The sequence below is a fragment of the Duganella vulcania genome (assembly GCF_009857655.1).
Classification (GTDB): domain Bacteria; phylum Pseudomonadota; class Gammaproteobacteria; order Burkholderiales; family Burkholderiaceae_D; genus Rugamonas; species Rugamonas vulcania.
This window is the reverse complement of the sequence record NZ_WWCX01000202.1, coordinates 1-3,194: the sequence shown is the minus strand read 5'-3', so window position 1 is coordinate 3,194 and position 3,194 is coordinate 1. Positions and strand designations below refer to the sequence as shown.

Genomic DNA, 3,194 nt, shown 5'->3' with positions numbered 1-3,194 from the left:
GAACGCCGGTTGCGCGTCTACACTGGCCTCTACTTAAACAGGAGGAATTCAGATGAACCAATCTTTCACCACTTTCAAGCTCGGCAGCCGTACGGTCAACCGCGTGGGGATGACCACTTCCGCATCGACGATCGCCTCCGCCTTGATGGCCTCGCTGCGCGCCGCGTTGACCTGCGCCTGCACCGACTGCACCTGCGCCGCCGACTTGTTGATCGCCGCCTGTGCCTCGTCCTTCATCGCCGTCGTGCGCGACGCCGCGTCGTCCGCCGCGCCGCCCACATCCTGCTCGCTGGCAGCCACCTGCGCCGCCAGCGCCTGCTCCGATTCCTTGGCCGCGTTAGCCGCCTGCTCCGCCTTGTCCGCCTCCGATTTCACATCGGCCAGCACGGCATCGGGATCCGGCGCATACGGCTCCATCGCCGTCTCCGATTCCTTCTGCGCATCATCCAGCGAACCCGACATCTCGGCCAAGGCCGCATCCGACTCCGCCGCCACGTTCTGCGCATCCTGCTTCATGCTGTCGAACGACGCCTGCACCTGATCCGCCACCGGACTGTCGGCCATCGACTCGCCCGCGCTCTGCGCGCCGGACGCGGTGTTGTCGGCAGCGGTCTGCACTTCGCTCGCGCCTTGCCGCGCCTCGTCCGCTGCCTGCCGCGCGCGGTCCAGCAAATCATTGGCGGCCTGCCGCGCATCGCCCTTCCAGTTGCTGACCGCGTCGGCCACATCGGCCGCGCCATGCACCTGCGATTGAACCTGGCTGAACGTGCCCGCCACGTCATCGTAGAACTGCGCATACGGTGCGAGCTGGTCGCCCACCGCGCGCACGTTCAAGCCGGAGATCGCCTGCGACGCCTGGTCCACATACGACAAGGCATTGTCCGCCACCTGCCGCACCTGCTGCCGCGCCGAGCCGCTCGCCGAATCGACCTTCCCGCGCGCGGTGGCCAGCGTGCCGGTCAGCTTCTGCAGCGGCTGCGTGGCCTGCTCCTTCACCGACGCCAACGCGGCGCTCAGCTTGCCCAGCCCATCCTGCGCCATCGCAGCAGCCTTGCCGACGTCCGCCTTTCCCTGCGCCAGCACGTTCTGCAACGGCGCGCCGGCGGCCTGTATCTGCGCCTCCAGCGGCTTGAAGGTGCGGTCCAGCAAATCCGACAGCTCCTGCTGCAAACGTTTTACCAGCGGCTCGCATTGCAGCTTGCCCACGCACTGCTCGGCGGCGGCGCGCACCTTGTCCAGCACTTGCTGCACCGCCTCGCCGGCCTTGTCCAGCTGCTCCTGCATCGGCGGCGGGATTTTTTCGGCGGCGTCGGAGACCTGCTTCAGCGCCGCCTGCATCTGCTCCAACAAACCGATCAGCGCATCGATCGCCTGCTGCACCTTGGCGATGGCCTGGTCCAGCAAGGGATTGAGGGAATCGACCAGCGTGATGGCCTGGTCCATCAAGCCACTGGCCTGGTCGCCGGCCGCCTTCACGGCCGTGCGCGCGCTGGCGATCGCGGTCTTCACGCCGGGTATCATGGCCTTGATGCCGACGAACAGCGTGCGCGCCATCATCAGCGGCGGCGCCTTCATCATGTAGCGGGTGCAGATTTCTATCGCGCCGGTGCACAGGCCATCGGCCTGATCGAGCTCGCTGGAGGCCGCGTCGAGCGTGCTGTTGGCTTCGGAGACGAACACCGGAATGTTGTCCTTCACCTGCTGCAGCATGGCGATGGCGTCCGCGATCATGGTGCGCACCGGGGCGAAATTCTCCGGCAACTGGCGCAGCACGGTCTTGGCGTTTTCCGCTTCCGCGTCCAGCTCGGCCATCAGTTGCAGCACCTTCGCCACCTCGGCGCTGATCGCGTCCAGCACTTCCTGCAAGGCTTGCTTGATGGCAGCCACGCGCTGCTCCAGCGCGTCCAGCGGCTCCATCGCCTTCTTCACCATGCCATCGATCGTGGCGGCCGCCGCGGCCAGTTGGTCGATGACGCTGTCGACCTGCGCGCGCGCCGCCGCCAATGGCTTGACCAGGATGTCGCTCAGGTGGCTCAGCTGCGACGACGCCTGGTCGAACAGCGCATCGCAGTTGGCCGCCTCGTCGCCCAGGGCGCTGTTGAGATGGTCCACCAGATCGATCTGCGCCTGCAACGGCGCCAGCAGCGCATTGCCTTTCTCGTTGAGCAGGCTGGACACGCCGTCGATCATTTGCGTGGCCTGCGCGGTGGCGTCCTGCATCGCCGCATCGAGATCGGTGACGTTGCCGTCCAGCGTGTCGCGCAGCGCTTGCACTTGCGCCAGGCTGCCGGCTTGCAGGGCCTCGGCGCGCGCCAGCACGGCTTGCACCGCGTCGTTGCCGGCGCCGCTCTGCATCGCGCCCAGCTGCTTCAGCTGTTTGGACAGCGGCAGCAGGTCTTGCCCGTACTGCTCGACCATCGCGCCGGTGCGCTTGGCCAGGTCGGCCAGCGCCTGGCCGCGGCCCGGCAGGCTGTTGAAAAAGCTCATCTGCGCGCCGAAGTCCGGCACCAGTCCCGACAGCTCGGGCAGCAGCGTGCTCATCGCTTCGACCGCCTGGTTGGCCGAGTCCACCACCGTCTGCACGCCGGCCGCCTGTGCCAGCAGGCGCTGCGGAATCGCGGCGGCGTCGTTGGCCAATTGGCGCAGGTCGCTGGCCGCCTGCTCCAGCACGCCGGTGCAGCAGTCGATGATGGGCTGCGGATTGAGCAGGTCCGGGATGGCCTTCATCTGCTCGGCCACCTTCTGCAGGTCCTGGTTCAGCGAGGCGGCGGTGGCGGTGACTTCCGTGGCGAAAGTCTTGCCCTGCTCGACAATGGTGTCGGCCGCCTTCTGCACCGCCTTGCCGATGTTGACCGGGCACTGCGGCAGCACTTCGACGGAGTGGTCGATGACCTTCATCTACAGCGTGCCCAGCGTGGAGGTGGTGCGCGAGGTGGCGTCAGTGAGCGCGGTCTTGATTGCCGCCACCTTGGACGGCGCTGGCTCCAGCGACAGCGAGGCCGAGCCCACGGTCGCGATGGTGGCGTCGACCTGCGCCAACGCCTGGTTCAGTTCCGGCAGCACTTCGGCGCCTTCGATGCGGATGTCCTCCAGCACCGGCAGCAGGTTGGGCACGACCGGGATCGCCGGCGCCTCGCTCAGTGCCGGCAGCGACGCCGGCGCGGCGGCGGCGCTGGCCGGCGCCACCAGGCGGC

Annotated in this window: 1 protein-coding gene and 1 pseudogene; both read right to left on the bottom strand. The window is 67.8% G+C overall.

What is annotated here, in order from left to right:
• Nucleotides 1–48: 48 nt before the first annotated feature.
• Nucleotides 49–2,898, bottom strand: coding sequence for a coiled-coil domain-containing protein (locus GTP90_RS35170; protein ID WP_254452192.1), 2,850 nt, complete (start codon nt 2,896–2,898; stop codon nt 49–51).
• Nucleotides 2,899–3,194 (bottom strand): annotated as a pseudogene (locus GTP90_RS35165) (hypothetical protein); the annotation flags it as partial.